This is a genomic window from Phycobacter azelaicus (assembly GCF_014884385.1).
Lineage (GTDB): Bacteria > Pseudomonadota > Alphaproteobacteria > Rhodobacterales > Rhodobacteraceae > Phycobacter > Phycobacter azelaicus.
Genome location: NZ_WKFH01000003.1, coordinates 2697964 through 2712689 on the forward strand (window position 1 = coordinate 2697964; position 14726 = coordinate 2712689).

Annotated in this window: 12 protein-coding genes and 3 tRNA genes; 9 read left to right on the top strand and 6 right to left on the bottom strand. The window is 60.7% G+C overall.

The genetic code is table 11. From position 1 onward, the window contains the following. Positions 1–52: 52 nt before the first annotated feature. On the bottom strand, positions 53–1822 hold the full coding sequence (locus INS80_RS14090; protein WP_192966240.1) for an acyl-CoA dehydrogenase family protein: 1770 nt from the start codon (positions 1820–1822) through the stop codon (positions 53–55). A gap of 103 nt (positions 1823–1925) precedes the next feature. On the opposite strand from INS80_RS14090, the gene INS80_RS14095 reads away from it, so the two are divergent. Beyond that, complete coding sequence (locus tag INS80_RS14095; protein ID WP_192966241.1) at positions 1926–2954, top strand: AraC family transcriptional regulator; 1029 nt, start codon at positions 1926–1928, stop codon at positions 2952–2954. 32 nt (positions 2955–2986) lie between these two features. Here INS80_RS14095 and INS80_RS14100 read toward each other — a convergent pair whose 3' ends face one another. Beyond that, a complete protein-coding gene (locus tag INS80_RS14100) occupies positions 2987–4588 on the bottom strand; it encodes a methyltransferase regulatory domain-containing protein (RefSeq protein WP_192966242.1) in 1602 nt (533 codons plus the stop codon). Positions 4589–4840: 252 nt separating this feature from the next. Here INS80_RS14100 and INS80_RS14105 point away from each other — a divergent pair, with 252 nt between their 5' ends. Beyond that, positions 4841–5233 carry a rhodanese-like domain-containing protein gene (locus INS80_RS14105; protein WP_192966243.1) on the top strand — a complete coding sequence of 131 codons (393 nt, stop codon included), beginning with the start codon at positions 4841–4843 and terminating at the stop codon, positions 5231–5233. A 50-nt stretch (positions 5234–5283) separates the two neighbouring features. Here INS80_RS14105 and INS80_RS14110 read toward each other — a convergent pair whose 3' ends face one another. After that, a complete protein-coding gene (locus INS80_RS14110; protein WP_192966244.1) occupies positions 5284–6042 on the bottom strand; it encodes an alpha/beta fold hydrolase in 759 nt (252 codons plus the stop codon). Between the two features lie 113 nt (positions 6043–6155). Between INS80_RS14110 and INS80_RS14115 the strand changes: the two genes are divergently transcribed. Continuing rightward, positions 6156–6521, top strand: a complete 366-nt coding sequence (locus tag INS80_RS14115; protein WP_192966245.1) for a hypothetical protein — start codon at positions 6156–6158, stop codon at positions 6519–6521. Between the two features lie 230 nt (positions 6522–6751). Here INS80_RS14115 and glyA read toward each other — a convergent pair whose 3' ends face one another. After that, positions 6752–8047 carry a serine hydroxymethyltransferase gene (glyA, locus tag INS80_RS14120; protein ID WP_192966246.1) on the bottom strand — a complete coding sequence of 432 codons (1296 nt, stop codon included), beginning with the start codon at positions 8045–8047 and terminating at the stop codon, positions 6752–6754. On the opposite strand from glyA, the gene INS80_RS14125 reads away from it, so the two are divergent. Then, positions 8046–9023 carry an NAD kinase gene (locus tag INS80_RS14125; RefSeq protein WP_226892628.1) on the top strand — a complete coding sequence of 326 codons (978 nt, stop codon included), beginning with the start codon at positions 8046–8048 and terminating at the stop codon, positions 9021–9023. The two genes, glyA and INS80_RS14125, sit on opposite strands and share 2 nt — an antisense overlap. Positions 9024–9072: 49 nt before the next feature. Here the strand turns inward: INS80_RS14125 and INS80_RS14130 are convergent, their stop codons facing one another. Then, positions 9073–10512 (bottom strand): amidase family protein, encoded by a 1440-nt coding sequence (locus INS80_RS14130; RefSeq protein ID WP_192966248.1) that lies wholly within the window; start codon positions 10510–10512, stop codon positions 9073–9075. Positions 10513–10970: 458 nt separating this feature from the next. Between INS80_RS14130 and prpE the strand changes: the two genes are divergently transcribed. The 5 genes from prpE (at position 10971) to INS80_RS14155 (ending at position 13745) form a co-directional block, all read left to right on the top strand. Next, complete coding sequence (prpE, locus tag INS80_RS14135) at positions 10971–12863, top strand: propionate-CoA ligase PrpE (protein ID WP_192966249.1); 1893 nt, start codon at positions 10971–10973, stop codon at positions 12861–12863. A 232-nt stretch (positions 12864–13095) separates the two neighbouring features. Beyond that, positions 13096–13172, top strand: a tRNA-Asp gene (locus INS80_RS14140). 79 nt (positions 13173–13251) lie between these two features. After that, positions 13252–13328: transfer RNA gene (locus INS80_RS14145), tRNA-Asp, on the top strand. 75 nt (positions 13329–13403) lie between these two features. Then, positions 13404–13480 (top strand) — tRNA-Asp (locus INS80_RS14150). Positions 13481–13520: 40 nt separating this feature from the next. Then, on the top strand, positions 13521–13745 hold the full coding sequence (locus INS80_RS14155; RefSeq protein WP_192966250.1) for an RND transporter: 225 nt from the start codon (positions 13521–13523) through the stop codon (positions 13743–13745). 97 nt (positions 13746–13842) lie between these two features. Here INS80_RS14155 and INS80_RS14160 read toward each other — a convergent pair whose 3' ends face one another. After that, positions 13843–14721 carry an alpha/beta fold hydrolase gene (locus tag INS80_RS14160; protein WP_192966251.1) on the bottom strand — a complete coding sequence of 293 codons (879 nt, stop codon included), beginning with the start codon at positions 14719–14721 and terminating at the stop codon, positions 13843–13845. Positions 14722–14726 lie beyond the last annotated feature (5 nt).

The following is a 14726-nucleotide window of genomic DNA, read 5'->3' on the forward strand; positions in this document are numbered from 1 at the left end:
GTCCTTTCGGAAGAATAAGAGAGAAGGCAGGCAGCGCCCCATTTAGGAGCTGTCAGAGAACGGCGGAAAGCAGGCTGTCGGCGCCCTCCAGAATGCGATCGCGCTGCGCGCTGGTATCGTTCAGGACGTGATCCGCATAGAACCGCGCGGTAGAGATCTTGGCTGTCATGAAATCGGGGTCTTCGCCCTTTTCGAGCGCTGCTTCTGCAACAAGAAGGGCACGCGCCAGTTGCCAACCTGCTACGAGATTTCCAGCGAGCATCAGATAGGGGACGCCTGCGCCAAAAGCCGCATTCGGATCATCCTTGCCGGAGGACACGAGGTGTTGCACGACGGCGGCAAAGGCCTCCCGCGCGCGAGCGAGGCGGGCGCCAACGGTTTGCGCCGCACTCGAACCACTGGCCAATTCCGCTTCGGTCTGCGTGATCATCTCGGCGAGCCGAAGGGCGGTCTCTCCGCCATCGCGCAGGGTCTTGCGGCCCACCAGGTCGTTGGCCTGGATGGCGGTGGTGCCTTCATAGATCGGGAGGATGCGGGCATCACGGTAGTGCTGCGCGGCGCCTGTTTCCTCGATGAACCCCATACCGCCATGTACCTGAACGCCCAGCGAAGTGACATCGACGCTCATCTCGGTGCAATAGCCTTTGACGAGCGGGGTCAGGAACTCCGAAATCGCGGCCGCGTTTGCGCGCTCTTCTGGCGTGGCCGCGTGTTTGGCCAGATCCTGCCAGCCGGCGGCAAAGGCCGCCATGGCACGCCCACCTTCGGTGATGGACCGCATGCGCATCAGCATCCGGCGCACATCCGGGTGGTTCACGATGGTAACCGCCTCGCACGTTGAGCCATCCACTGGCGCGCTTTGAACGCGGTCCCGGGCATAGGATAGAGCCTGCTGGTAGGCGCGTTCCGAGACGGCAACCCCTTGCAAACCAACCGCATAGCGGGCGGAGTTCATCATCTCGAACATGTAGCGCAGGCCGGCGTTTTCCTCGCCGATCAGATACCCGGTTGCCTCTTCGAAGCTGAGCACCGCCGTGGGGCTGGCCTTGATGCCCAGCTTGTGTTCAATGCTGACGCAACGCACGGCATTGCGTTCGCCCACAGAGCCGTCGCTGTTCACCATGTATTTTGGCACCAGGAACAGGCTGATCCCCTTTACCCCCGCGGGCGCATCGGGCGTGCGGGCCAGCACCAGATGCACGGTGTTCCCGGACATGTCGTGCTCACCATAGGTGATGTAGATCTTGGTGCCGCTGATCGCATAGGTGCCATCGGCGCGCGGTTCTGCCTTGCTACGTAGCAATGCCAGGTCGCTGCCCGCCTGCGGCTCGGTCAGGTTCATTGTGCCGGTCCATTTGCCGGACACCAGGTTCTCCAGGTAGGTTGCCTTCTGCTCATCCGATGCGGCGGTCAGCAGGGCTTCGATGGCGCCTTCGGTCAAAAGAGGGCACAGCGCAAAGCTCATGTTGGCGGCATTCAGCATCTCGGTTGCAGCGGCACCGACGGAGCGTGGCAAACCCTGTCCGCCGAACTCTTCCGGGTGCGGCAGGCTCTGCCAGCCCATTTCGACAAATTTCGCGTAAGCCTCGGTAAAGCCGACGGGGAGCGTCACGCGACCGTCCTCATACGTTGATCCGACCTGATCGCCGACCGTATTGAGCGGGGCGATTTCCTCGGAAACGAAGCGCGCAAATTCTGTCAGCGCAGCGTCCACATCTTCAATCGCGACAGCGTCGTAGACGGGTAGCGCGCTGACTTCAGTCCACCCGGCCAAGTGGGCGATGTTGAAAATCATGTCCTTCACGGGAGCATCGAATGTCATGGAGTGCCCTTTCGCTGTGTTTCCTTTGCTGCCAGATAGACTTTTGATTGACGGCCGTCTATATCCTCAATGGACGCAAAACTTGCAAAAAGTGACAGGTTGGATGGCTGAAATCTCGCTTGAACCAGAGGTGACTGCGCCGATCCTGCCCACTGTATCGCGTGCATTCCTGGAGGACTGGCTGGAGGCCCTGCGGGTTCACTGCCCGGCCCAGCAGTTGGCGGGCTTCATGGCGCAAACGGGCCTTTCTGGCGCAGCGCAGCCGCGTGGCCGTGTGACACATGATCAGATCGTCCGGCTCTATCAACTGGTGGCAAATGAAACCGGTGACGAGATGATGGGCCTCTGGAGCAGGCCGGTGCGCTCCGGTGCGCTGAAAGTGCTTTGCGCTTCTCTGCGCGGGGCTTCGTCGCTTTCTGCGGCCCTTTTTCGGTTCACCTCCTTCTGGAACATCGTTCTCGATGACTGCCAGATGCATCTTGAGACACGGCGTGATCACCTCCGCATTGTGCTTGAGCCGCAAGGTGCTGGTGGGCAGCACCGGTTCGGGCATATGCTGCTCTTGAAGCTGGCTCACGGGATCGGATCGTGGCTTGCCGGGCGGGAATTGCCTCTGCGCGAGGTCAGTTTTGTTTTTGAACGGCCAGAGTTTGCAGAGGACTATCCGATCCTGTTTCCCGCTCCGGTGCGATTTGGGCAGGGGCGCTCCTCGGTGAGTTTTGCGGATCTGCTGGATGGAGCGCCTGTGCCGCGCAGCGAAGTCGAGATGCAGGAATTTCTGCTGCGCGCTCCGCGGGACTGGATTTTCACGGGGTCTAGGGAACACACCTTCATGCTGCGCGTGCGGGAACTGCTTTTGAGATCACACCGCATGACCTGCAACCTTGAAGAGGCTGCGCAGGCCCTGAACCTCACACCGCGGACGCTGATCCGGCGGCTGGATACAGAAGGCACTTCATTTCAGGAGATAAAGGATGGCCTGCGGCGGGACATCGCAATCAGAGACCTGTCTGATGGCAGCAAAAGCATCGAGGCGATTTCGCAGGATGTCGGTTTTGCAACATCGGCTAACTTCCACCGCGCGTTCAAGCGGTGGACGGGCACGACCCCCGGCGCCTACCGGAGGTCTTGAGCGGTCTTGTTTCGGGCAATCATTCTTCGGCGCTATGCGGCCGACTGCGATTGTCTTTGCGACTGGGCGTGAGGCTCTGGACTGGGCGGTTCAAGTGTGATTCCGAGGCTTTCGCACAGGGGCAGGCGCTGCGCCGCAAAGGCATTGGCGCGGACGCGCAGCACGGCCAGGTTTTCTTCGGGGGTTTCCAGGATTCGGCCATCCACATGCAGGCGTTGTCCCTGCGGGGCAAGGATCTGCCAGGCCAACTCTGCCCATTCTGTCGGCGTTGAAAGACCTTCGCTGCGTGCGAGTAGGAAAAGCTGTTCGAACCTGTCGAACGCGATGCCGCTGCCCGTGACCGGTGAGGCAAGAAAACGCAGGGTTTCGCTGTCCTCGGCGCGTTTGCATACGGCCATGTTGAAGCGGCGACACTGTTCTGCCCGTTCGACAAACCCCTCGACCTGCAGGCAGGGAATCACATGGTGGGCGCCGATCAAAAGTGTCAGCATGCGGGTAATCTCCGCCCAGGTGTTGTTGCCAAACGCGCCGGAATCCAGGAGTTGGCGCACGGTTTGCGGGCCATCCTTGAGCGCCGCCAAAAGCGGTTCATACTGGTCGCGGCGTAATGGCTCTTCGCCGCTGCGCGATGCAAGGATAATGGAGCCGCCGTTGTATCGGCGCGCCAAGGCCAGCGGAACGTTGAACCAGGCTCCGATGGCCCCCCTTTCAGTGTGGCGGAGTTTTCCTCTCACAAAGATATCCGTGCGGAACTGTGCGTTCAGAAGGATGTCTCGTAGGCTCTGGCGGCGTACAGGGTCGCTTTCCCGTTCCAGCATCTCGTGCTGGCTCTGAGACAGGCAGACGTCATCCACGTGGGCCATCGGGTCTGATGAGGCCAAGAAAGACAGCTTGGCCTGAGACAGATCCTCAGCAATGTCGGCAAAGTGGAACGGTGTCCAATCCTTGTTGAAAAACTCATGAGCAAGATAGTTTTGCGACATGCCATCCATCTTGCCCAGCCGTTTGGCAACGACCGGGTTGGCGGCAAAGTACTCTGCACCGGTCAAATTGAGTTCCTGCGCCCAGGCGATGGCTTCGCTGATGCGCTGGTGGAGGGGACCACTGCCTTGGGCCGCGCGGTCGGTCATGATCCGGCGCAGGGGCAGGGCGGCGGCCCAGCCGGGCTGGGTGTTGTAGCTGATATAGACCAGACCGCCGGGTTTTAGGCGCTTGGACAGAAACTCAAGAATGTATTTTTGGTTCTCTCGAGACACCCAGCTGTAAACGCCATGCAGGGCGATGACATCGAAAGCGTCGGGCAGAGACGGCTCGGATTGGAAATCCTCGAAGGACCGCTCGTGGAAATGCATGTTCTTCAGCCCGGCCTCGGTCGCAAGCTCACGGGCACCGGTAATGTGGGATGGGTTGAAGTCCATCGCATGAAACTGGATGTGGGGATTGGCTGCTGCCAGAAGATTGGCTGAAAAGCCCTGACCGCAGCCTAGTTCGCAATAGGTCAAGTCTTCGCCGTGAAGGCCGTGCTTCTGACCTTTGAGAGTTGCACAGAACGCAAGATGCGACGGCGCAAGCTCGCCAAAGAAATCGTGGGTGTAATCAAGTTCGGCCACATAGCCTGAGGTCCAATCGTTCATTGCTTGCCCTGTTGGTCTTTGAGATGCGTCACGGGTTGACGCTTAATTTTCCTAAAACTGGTGACAATAGAGTTAATCCGGGTGCAGTTTTCCTGGGGTTGGCTTTTGGCGCGACGCAGTGGCTGCTTCACGGTGGCTTGAGGGCGCCGCTTTCACGCTTGCCGTCGTGGCTGCGGGGCGCTTAGGTGACATCTATGTGCGGCCCAAGCGTGCTGGCTGCACGCCAACATGATGAAGAGAGAGGAGCAAGCAATGCCCGTGACCCTGCAACAGATGATGGCTGAGGCGAATGCCGCCGTGGAGCGTATCTCAGTGGAAGAGGCTCAGAAGAAGTTGGAGGAGGGTGCCCTGCTGCTTGATATCCGCGATGCAACGGAGTTATCGGCGTCAGGCCGCGTTGCAGGCTCGCACCATGTTTCGCGGGGAATGCTTGAGTTTCGCGCTGACCCAGCCAGCCCGTTTCACGACAGCACGTTCAGCAAGGATCGCACCATCCTGTTGCATTGCGCCAGTGGTGGCCGGGCCGCTCTTGCGGGGAAGCTTCTGAAAGACATGGGATATGCCTCTGTTTATAACACTGGTGGGCTTTCCGACTGGGCCACTGCTGGTGCCATGATCGAAGAACCGGTTGATCCTGGGATGTAGCGTTTGAACATGACTGCGCAGCGGGTCCCAAGACGCTATGCCTTAATCCGTCAGGCGTTGAGGAAGGCGCGCGCGGTTGCTTCAAAGGCGCGTGGAGCATCGGCGTGCAGCCAATGCCCGGCCTTCGGGATCTTTGCAAAGCGGGCTGCTGGAAAACGGGCCAGGATTTCGGGGCGGTGCTCCGGGCGCACGTAGTCCGATTCTGCGCCAGACAGGAACAAGGCAAGCCCATCCCAGTGGGCGTCGGTCTTGGGAAAAGACAGAATGGTCGGCATCTCTTTTGCAAGGGTGTCGAGATTGAGGCACCAGCGCTTGCCCCGGATGTCCAGAGATTGAGTGAAAAAGCTTTGCAGGGCAGGGTCCACCCCGAGGTCTGACAATTGCGCATGGGCATCCGACCTGCGGTTGACCTTGTCGAGATCCACAGCGCGCATTGCTTCAATGTACTGGATTTGGCTGTGCCCATAGCTGACCGGAGCGATGTCGGCCACCAAGAGGCGCCGCACGGCGTCAGGATGTCTTAAGGCCAGCATCATGGCGGCTTTGCCCCCCATGGAGTGCCCGATCACGTCCATCCGGCCCCCGTGGGCCGCTATTACCTCAGCCAGATCGTCGGCCATCTCAGGATAGCTGTGGCTGCCATAGAAGGGGCTGTTCCCGTGATTGCGCATGTCAACGGCCACAACCAGGCGTTCGTCGGACAGGCGTTTGGCAATTACACCCCAGTTGCGCGCAGAGCCATAAAGCCCATGGGCAATAAGAAGAGGGGTCTGGTCCGTCTGGGCGCCGTGCAGGATCGTGTTCAACATGGTGCAGTGTGATACCTGCCCTGCAGGGCTTGCGCCAGCCTTATTGAGCTGTTTCGGCGATCGCGCTAAGAATCCTTGAACTTAAATCATGATGGTTGAAGGAGGTCGCGGCGGTGTCACATACTCTGGTCGCAGAGATCGAGCAAATCCGGGGCCTGCTGAGTGAAAAAGAGCATGCTTCAGGAGATCTTTCGAACGCCTTGACCAAGGCGCGGCGGCGTCTGCCGCGTCGCATCTATCGGCAGGGGGTGGTTCTGGCCGATGCTCTTCCGCTTCTGAATCATCCTAAACTGTCTGTGACAGTGGACGACAAGGGGCTCCATCGTGCTGCGCGCGAGGTTCTTGGCCACCTGCGCTCGATCGATATGGCAGAGCGGCGCAAGGATCGCCTGCTTGGGCTGCTGGGAAGCATGGCTTTTTCGCTATTGAGCGTGGCGACTCTCGTGATCATTGTCCTGCGGTGGCGCGGATTCGTATAGCGGCGGCAAGGTTGCTCTCCCGCCCGTCCTGCGATCATCGCAGATGATCTGGTCCCGTTGGGCCGGGCGCCGCAAGCGGCGCAGCAGCACGGACCTGTCCGGGCTGCCAGGCGTAAGGCCTGTGGCGGGGTATCTTTGATGCGGCGTCAGTGCGCGGGAGGTCCACCGAAATGAAAAGGCAGCCACGGTGCGGACCGTGGCTGCCTGTTTTGCATGAGAGCGGAATTTGCTCAGAGGTTCGGATAGAGCGGGAAGCGGGCGCAGAGGGCCGCGACCTTGCCGCGCACGGCTTCCTCGACGGCGCCGTTGCCATCCTCACCGTTTGCCGCCAGCCCGTCGACGACCTCGACGATCAGGTCGGCAATATGGCGGAACTCTTCCTCACCAAAGCCGCGGGTGGTGCCCGCCGGGGTGCCAAGGCGGATGCCAGAGGTCACCATCGGCTTTTCCGGGTCAAACGGGATGCCGTTCTTGTTGGTGGTGATATGGGCACGGCCGAGCGCCTTGTCCACGATATTGCCTGTCACGCCCTTGGGGCGCAGGTCTACCAGCATCACGTGGGTGTCGGTGCCGCCGGTGACGATATCGAGCCCGCCCTTGATCAGCTGGTCGGCCAGCGCCACGGCATTGGCGCGCACCTGCTTCTGGTAGGTCTTGAACTCGGGGCGCAGAGCCTCGCCAAAGGCCACGGCCTTGGCCGCGATCACATGCATCAGCGGGCCGCCCTGAATGCCTGGGAAGATGGCAGAGTTCACCTTCTTGGCGATCGTCTCGTCATTGGTCAGGATCAGGCCGCCACGAGGCCCGCGCAGGGTCTTATGAGTGGTGGTGGTTACCACATGCGCGTGCGGGAAGGGCGAGGGGTGCTCACCCGCCGCCACGAGGCCCGCGAAATGCGCCATGTCTACATGCAGATAGGCGCCAACCTTGTCGGCAATCTCACGGAAGCGGGCAAAGTCGATGACGCGAGGAATGGCAGAGCCGCCAGCGATGATCAGCTTGGGCTGATGTTCGACCGCCAGCGCTTCGACCTGATCGTAGTCGATGAGGTTGTCATCGCGGCGCACACCGTAGTGCACGGCGTTGAACCATTTGCCCGACTGGTTGGGCGCAGCGCCGTGGGTCAAGTGACCGCCCGAGGCCAGATCCATGCCCAGGATGGTGTCGCCGGGCTTGATCAGCGCGGTGAACACGCCCTGGTTCGCCTGGCTGCCGGAGTTCGGCTGCACGTTGGCAAAGCCGCAGCCAAACAGCTCCTTGGCGCGCTCGATCGCCAGGTTTTCGGCAACGTCAACGTACTGGCAACCGCCATAGTAGCGGCGACCGGGGTAGCCTTCTGCGTACTTGTTGGTCAGCACGGAGCCCTGCGCTTCCATCACGGCGGCGGAAACAATGTTCTCAGATGCGATCAACTCGATCTCATCGCGCTGGCGGCCCAGCTCATCGGTGATTGAGGCGAACAGCTCGGGGTCGCGTTCGGAAAGGGACTGGGTGAAGAAACCGGGGTCACGGGTGGTCTCGGTCATGCTGGCTCCGTTGGGTTGGAGGTTGGATTGCGAGATTTCCTATAGGAAACCTCGCCAATCTAAAAGCCCGGAAAACGACGAATACCTGCGGCAGAACGGCCACTATGGCCTTTGTGGGAAAGCTGTGCTTGTTTCGGAACCGAATGCGCAGGACCGGAAACTTCCGTTTCGGTGCAGAATGAGACCAAAGCGCAAAAGAGAGCGAAATGAGAGCAGGGTCATGAGAATCGCCTTTCTAGCCAGCACGGCAGAAGTTGCGCAGCGCGCTTTGACGGTCCTGACTGCGCGGTATGATAATTGCGCGCCCGAGGAGGCAGAGGTGATCGTTGCCCTTGGCGGGGATGGCTTCATGCTTCATACCCTTCATGACACCATCGATCTGAGCGCACCTGTCTATGGTATGAACCGGGGCACCGTCGGCTTCTTGATGAATGAATATCAGGAAGATGGATTGATCGCGCGGCTTGAGGCGGCGGAGCAGGAGATCATCAATCCTCTGTCGATGACCGCGATGGACCGCAGCGGAAGAATGCACCGAGCGTTGGCCATCAATGAGGTCTCATTGCTGCGGGCAGGGCCGCAGGCCGCGCGGCTGAAAATCTCTGTGGATGGGCGACAGCGGATGGCGGAGTTGGTCTGCGATGGCGCGCTGGTATCGACCCCAGCCGGTTCAACCGCCTACAACTATTCAGCCCATGGTCCGATTCTTCCCATCGGATCGGATGTGTTGGCGTTGACGGCTGTTGCCGCTTTCAGGCCCCGGCGCTGGCGTGGGGCCTTGCTGCCCAGCAATGCAAAGGTGCGGTTCGACGTACTGGAAGCGGACAAGCGCCCGGTTATGGCCGAGGCCGATTCCGTGTCCTTTCAGGATATCGACTGGGTAGAAATCCAGACTGAGGCCAGTATTCGCCACAAGATCCTGTTCGACCCGGGTCACGGACTTGAAGAGCGTCTGATCTCGGAGCAGTTCACCTGACCGGCAAGGGGGGCAGGGCTGCCCCCTTTGCTTTGCTGTTCTGGAAGGCTTAGCCCCGCACCTCCATCAACTCCCAAAGCGTCTTGTGCATCGGACCCACGCGGGCTTCGATGGCGGCGGCGGCATCCACGGCCAGATCCTCGCGCCAGCGGCGGGAGACGATCTGCACGTTGATCGGTTGCGGTCCTTTGTCGAGCTGGGCAAGCCGCGACGGCACACAGGCCGCGGGCAGCCCCATGAAGTTCATCGCATAGGAATAGACCGCGCAGCCCAGAACCTCGTGCACGCCCTCTGCGCCTTCGGTGTCACGGTCGGGTTTGAAGAAGGGTTGCGGCAGGAAGGGGGTCAGCACCAGCGGGTAGTCTTCCATGAACAGCGACCATTCCCGCGCGTAGTGGCTGCGCTTGGCCATCATCTGGAGTAGCTCAGTGCCCGTGAAGGGAGGAAACTCCTGGAAATAGACTTCGAAGATATCGCGCACGGTTTGCGAGCCTGCAGCATCCACATCCTGTTTCATCATCGCATAGACTTCACCCATCAGGGCGCGATAGCCGTTGCGCCCGGCTTCAAAGACATTGGGCGGCTCGACCTCTTCGACGATATAACCTGCATCGCTCAGCGCATCGCGCGCGGTGAGCAGGGCGGCCTCCACCTCGGGGTGCAGATCATAGCCATGGGTGTTGCGGGTGAAGGCGACCTTGATCGGCCCTTGGAGGTCTTCACCGCGCCAGGGCAGGGGGACATGGAAGGGATCGCGCGGATCGGGGGCAATCATCGAGGGCATCGACAGGTGCAGATCCGCAGCCGAGCGGGTGATCAGACCCTGCACCGACATGGATTGCGCCAGCATGCCGCGCTCTGCTTTTTGGCTGGGGTTCCAGGCAGGCACCCGGCCAAGGCCCGGTTTTACGGTCACCGCGCCATTGGCCGCGGCCGGAAAGCGGAGGGAGCCGCCGATATCATTGCCGTGGCCCAGGGCGCCGATCCCGGCCATCACGGAAGCGCCGGCGCCGCCAGAAGAGCCACCCGGTGAGATATGCGCCCCCCACGGATTGTGTGTACGCCCATGCAGGGGATTGTCGGTGTCGGCGCGAAAGGAAAACTCGGGCGTATTTGTGCGCCCGATGACCACGGCGCCGGCCTTTTGCAGGTTTTCCACCACAGGCGCGTCGGCCGGGGCAATCAGATCTTTCAGCGCCGTAACCCCGTTTGAGGTGGCATGGCCCAACTGATCCACATTGATCTTTATGGTCACGGGCACGCCGTGCAGCGGGCCTGGGGCGGCGCCAGCGGCGCGGGCCTTGTCCAGCTCCCGTGCACGTTCGAGCGCTGCAGCGCTCAGATCCTCGACCACGGCATTGAGGGCCGGGTTGACCGCGTTCATGCGGTCGATGGAACTCTGGACTGCAGCTTCGGCTGAAATCTCGCCGGTTTTGGTAAGGGCGGTCAATTCCGTAGCGCTGAGGCGCCAGATATCTGTTTTAGTCATGTGCAAATCTCCTGCGCGCAGGTTAGAGGCCGCAGGTAGGGTTGCAATAGGGGCAGTGGGGAAACCACTGCAGATCTGGGGATTTGCTGCGAGAAGTGGCATGGGCAAGGCCGGCAACAATGCTTATCGCGCGCCATGCGCACGTTTCGGGCTGAGACTTCATGGGGGCTACTTGTTTGGCTGGCCGAACGGCGCGCAGCGCTTTGGTTCGTGTCTGGTGACGGCTATGATTCGGAAAGACGGCCCGATCTTTTAGCTGCTTTGGGTTTGCAATTTTGCAGGCCTCAGTAAAAATTGCGGTTTTTCGAATGAATTCGGGGGATTTGCATATATTTGCAGTCTGATGGTGGTCGGTATTGCAAATTTTTGCCACTGCGTGACGCTGCGTTCCTATCGCAGCTTGCCGGGGCGCACAGCTTGGGCGTAACTCTTGCTCAGCAAGGAGTGAGGAGGACGCCATGTCGTATCAGGACGTATATGCCAGCTGGAAGTCGGACCCAGAGGGGTTCTGGATGGAGGCCGCCAAGGCGATTGACTGGGACAAGGCCCCGACGCGCGCGCTGAGCGATCTGGGCGATGGGCTTTACGAGTGGTTCTCTGATGGCATGGTCAACACCTGCTACAACGCGGTTGATCGCCATGTGGAAAACGGCCGAGGCGAGCAGACCGCGATCATCTACGACAGCCCCATCACCCATACGAAGCGCGAGATTTCCTATGTCGAGCTGCGTAACCGGGTTGCCACTCTGGCGGGCGCCCTGCGCGCCAAGGGCATCGAGAAGGGCGACCGGGTTATCATCTACATGCCGATGATCCCCGAGGCACTGGAGGCGATGCTGGCCTGCGCGCGCCTTGGCGCGGTGCATTCGGTTGTATTTGGCGGATTTGCGGCAAATGAGCTGGCCGTGCGCATTGACGATGCAAAGCCCAAGGCGATCATCGCAGCCTCCTGCGGGCTGGAGCCGGGCAGGGTGGTCCACTACAAGCCGCTCTTGGATGGGGCTATCGATCTTGCGGATCACAAGCCTGACTTCTGCGTAATCTTCCAGCGCGAACAGGAAGTCGCAGAGCTTATCGAAGGGCGAGATGTCAACTGGCACGGTTTCCAGTATGGGGTGGAGCCTGCGGAATGCGTGCCGGTCGAAGGCAATCACCCGGCCTACGTCCTTTATACCTCGGGTACCACGGGGCAGCCCAAGGGCGTCATACGCCACACCGCAGGGCAGCTGGTGGCGCTCAATTGGTCGATGAAGAATATCTACAACGTTGATCCGGGCGATGTCTTCTGGGCGGCCTCCGATGTGGGCTGGGTCGTGGGGCACAGCTACATCTGCTACGGTCCGCTGATCCACGGCAACACCACCATCGTGTTTGAGGGCAAACCGGTCGGCACCCCCGATGCGGGCACCTTCTGGCGGGTGATCTCCGAACATAATGTCAAAAGCTTCTTTACGGCCCCAACCGCCTTCCGGGCTGTGAAACGCGAAGATCCAAAGGGGGAGTTCGTCGGTAAGTACGATCTCTCATGCCTCAATCAGGTCTACCTGGCCGGTGAGCGCGCCGATCCCGACACCATCACCTGGGCGCAGGATCAGCTGAAAGTGCCAGTGGTCGACCACTGGTGGCAGACTGAAACCGGCTGGTCCATTGCGGCCAACCCGCTTGGGATCGAGGAATTGCCGACCAAGCTCGGTTCGCCCGCCGTACCGATGCCCGGCTACGAGGTCGACATTCTTGACGAGGGCGGCAATCCGATGCCCGCCGGTGAGCTGGGCGCCATCGCAGTGAAACTTCCCCTGCCGCCCGGTACGCTGCCGAACCTGTGGAACGCCGAAGAACGCTTCAAGAAAAGCTATCTGACTACCTTCCCGGGGTATTATGAGACCGGTGATGCGGGCATGAAGGATGAGGACGGCTACCTCTACATCATGGCGCGGACCGATGATGTGATCAACGTGGCGGGGCACCGGCTGTCCACGGGCGGTATGGAGGAGGTTCTTGCCTCCCACCCCGATGTGGCGGAATGTGCCGTGATCGGGGTGAGCGATCAGCTCAAGGGGCAGCTCCCCGTGGGCTTCCTCTGCCTCAATGCTGGCACCAACCGCTCGTCTGAGGAAATCGTTTCGGAGGTGGTCAAACTGGTGCGCGAAAAAATCGGGCCGGTGGCTGCCTTCAAGCTGGCCGTGGTTGTAGACCGCCTGCCCAAGACGCGCTCGGGCAAGATCCTGCGCGGCACCATGGTCAATATCGCTGATGGCACGCCCTTCAAGATGCCGGCTACCATCGACGATCCGGCAATCCTTGATGAAATCAAGGAGGCGCTTCAAGGCATTGGCTATGCCCAGGGCTGACCCTATCCGCGGCAGGAGGCACCAAGCGCTGCGATTGCGTGCCTCCTTTCCGCCCATTGCAGCAGCCCTACGGCCTGACCAAAGTCGGTTAGGTATTGAAATCAGTAGCTTATTCGCCAGCCTGCATTTTTTTGTCGGAAAGCGGGCAAAAAGCCAAAACACCGCTTGACCTTACCCGAGGCCTGGGAATATTACACCCCAACGTCCCGCAGAGATGCTGGACGGGCAGCGAGCGGTTGTAGCTCAGTTGGTTAGAGTACCGGCCTGTCACGCCGGGGGTCGCGGGTTCGAGCCCCGTCAACCGCGCCACTGCTGCCTGCCTGCCTTGGGCAAAACCAAGGTCCGCCCCGGAGGGGAATTGCCGAACGGCAGACAATGAGACCCATGCGCGGTTGTAGCTCAGTTGGTTAGAGTACCGGCCTGTCACGCCGGGGGTCGCGGGTTCGAGCCCCGTCAACCGCGCCACTCATTTGTCTGATCCCGCCGAGGCGGGTGGCTCTGAATAAGAGTTCGATCGGACAGCCTCAGGTAGGCCCATGCGCGGTTGTAGCTCAGCTGGTTAGAGTACCGGCCTGTCACGCCGGGGGTCGCGGGTTCGAGCCCCGTCAACCGCGCCACTCTTTCCTCTCCAATCCGTCAGGACCGGACGCCACAAACATGAATCTTTTGGACTCTATCGACTGGACGACCGCGATCGTGGTGGCGCTGCTTCTCGGGTTTGCACCTTTCTTCCCGGAACCGCATTTGTGGGAAAAGCTCAGGATGCTGTTCGCAGGCGAATTGTTCCGTGCGCTGGATTGGTTCGATCTGGTGATGCATGGCACTCCGCTTGTGCTCTTGGCGCTCAAGGGCGTGCGACACCTGCGTCAGCACCGCCGCTAGAGGGCGGCGGGCCTTGTGCCACAAGCTTGTGCCACACGGTTGTTTAGCATCATGCAATCCGCGGGCGCCTCTCAGCGGCCTCTGAGCGGGCCCGCTCTCAAAGGGCAGGCAGTTCCTTCAGGAAGGCCAAAAGGGCCTCGGCCGTCTTGTCCGGGTGCTCGTCCACGAAAAAATGCCCCCCAGGAATGGTTGCGGCGCGCATATCGGCCAGACGTGGTGCCCAGGTGGCCTCCACGTCATAGTGTTTGGCCATGGCCCCGGTCGCGCCATAGAGGACCAGCGCAGGGCAGGTCACCTGCCGGTTTAGATCGGCAGCATCAAGGGCAAAGTCCACGTCGATGGCCGCGCGATAGTCATTGCACATGGTGTGGATGCAGGCCGGGTTGCGCCAGCTTTTTCGATATGCGCTCAAGGCCTCGGGCGGGAAATCTTCCAGCGTTGCGCCGCCCCAGCCCAAGAGACAGCTTTCGAAATAGCCGTCGGGGTTTGCGGCTATCATCCCTTCGGGAAAGGGCGCGGGCTGCGCCAGGAAAAACCAGTGATAATAGGCGCGTGCCACCTCCTGGCGCAATTCGCTCAGGAGCAAATGGGTGGGAATGATGTCCATCAGGGTGAGGCTGGCCACCGCCTCGGGACTGTCGAGGGCAATTCGATGTGCGGTGCGCGCGCCCCGGTCATGGCCCACAAGGTGAAATCTGCTATGGCCCAGCCAGCGCATCAGCGCTACCTGATCGGCGCCCATATTGCGAAAGCTCATGGCCTCAACGCACTCAGGCTTGCTGCTGTCCCCGTATCCGCGCAGGTCTGCGGTCACAATGGTGAACGCCTGCGAGAGCGCTAAGGCGACCTCCCGCCACATAGCCTTGGTTTGCGGGAAGCCATGAAGAAGAAGCACGGCAGGACCAGAGCCTTGACGGGTATAGGCTATACTCTGTCCGTTGACCTCTGCGGTGCCTGTTTCGATCTGGGGTGTCATGATCT

Coding starts and splice junctions, on each gene's coding strand:
- INS80_RS14090 (WP_192966240.1), bottom strand. CDS start 1,822: ATGACATTCGATGCTCCCGTGAAGGACATGATTTTCAACATCGCCCAC.
- INS80_RS14095 (WP_192966241.1), top strand. CDS start 1,926: ATGGCTGAAATCTCGCTTGAACCAGAGGTGACTGCGCCGATCCTGCCC.
- INS80_RS14100 (WP_192966242.1), bottom strand. CDS start 4,588: ATGAACGATTGGACCTCAGGCTATGTGGCCGAACTTGATTACACCCAC.
- INS80_RS14105 (WP_192966243.1), top strand. CDS start 4,841: ATGCCCGTGACCCTGCAACAGATGATGGCTGAGGCGAATGCCGCCGTG.
- INS80_RS14110 (WP_192966244.1), bottom strand. CDS start 6,042: ATGTTGAACACGATCCTGCACGGCGCCCAGACGGACCAGACCCCTCTT.
- INS80_RS14125 (WP_226892628.1), top strand. CDS start 8,046: ATGCTGGCTCCGTTGGGTTGGAGGTTGGATTGCGAGATTTCCTATAGG.
- glyA (WP_192966246.1), bottom strand. CDS start 8,047: ATGACCGAGACCACCCGTGACCCCGGTTTCTTCACCCAGTCCCTTTCC.
- INS80_RS14130 (WP_192966248.1), bottom strand. CDS start 10,512: ATGACTAAAACAGATATCTGGCGCCTCAGCGCTACGGAATTGACCGCC.
- prpE (WP_192966249.1), top strand. CDS start 10,971: ATGTCGTATCAGGACGTATATGCCAGCTGGAAGTCGGACCCAGAGGGG.
- INS80_RS14155 (WP_192966250.1), top strand. CDS start 13,521: ATGAATCTTTTGGACTCTATCGACTGGACGACCGCGATCGTGGTGGCG.
- INS80_RS14160 (WP_192966251.1), bottom strand. CDS start 14,721: ATGACACCCCAGATCGAAACAGGCACCGCAGAGGTCAACGGACAGAGT.